This is a genomic window from Methylobacterium sp. WL119 (genome assembly GCF_008039875.1).
Taxonomy (GTDB): Bacteria; Pseudomonadota; Alphaproteobacteria; order Rhizobiales; family Beijerinckiaceae; genus Methylobacterium.
This window is the reverse complement of sequence record NZ_VRUU01000252.1, coordinates 1-574: the sequence shown is the minus strand read 5'-3', so window position 1 is coordinate 574 and position 574 is coordinate 1. Positions and strand designations below refer to the sequence as shown.

The window sequence follows — 574 nt, the reverse complement described above, 5'->3', positions numbered from 1 at the left end:
CCAACGTCAGCATCCCCCACACCAGCAACGACTACGGCTACGCGGTCCAGGGCGGCGTGAAGGTCAACCTGCCGTTCATCTCCCCCGGCGATACCCTCTACCTGCAGGGCGCCTACGGCGTCGGCGCGCAGATGTACACCGGCTACTCCTCGTACACCGGCTCGTACATCCAGAGCACGACCACGATCCAGGGTCAGAAGTTCGCGCAGTACTTCTCCGACGCGACGATCAACCCGTTCACTGGTCAGATGTCGCTTTCTGACAGCTTCACCGTGGTCGGCTCGTACCTGCACTACTGGTCGCCTGAGCTGCGTTCGGCCGCCTTCGGCTCCTACGGCGAGCAGAGCTTCTCGGCCGGCGCCCGCGCCGGTCAGGGTAATGCGTTTACGCTCACCGGTGGTACCGGCTACGGTGCGAACTCGGTCGGCACGCCCGGCACCCGGTTCTACCAGCTCAGCCAGGCGCTTCGCGACACCTACCAGTTCGTCGCCGGCGCGAGCCTGATCTGGTCGCCGGTGAAGGACCTCGATATCGGTGTGGAAGGCCTCTACACCCAGATCGGCGTCAAGAACGG

Annotated in this window: 1 protein-coding gene; it reads left to right on the top strand. The window is 64.6% G+C overall.

The features are described 5' to 3' along the window. On the top strand, nucleotides 1-574 hold a 574-nt coding region (locus tag FV227_RS28700; protein ID WP_187275004.1), incomplete at both ends, for a porin.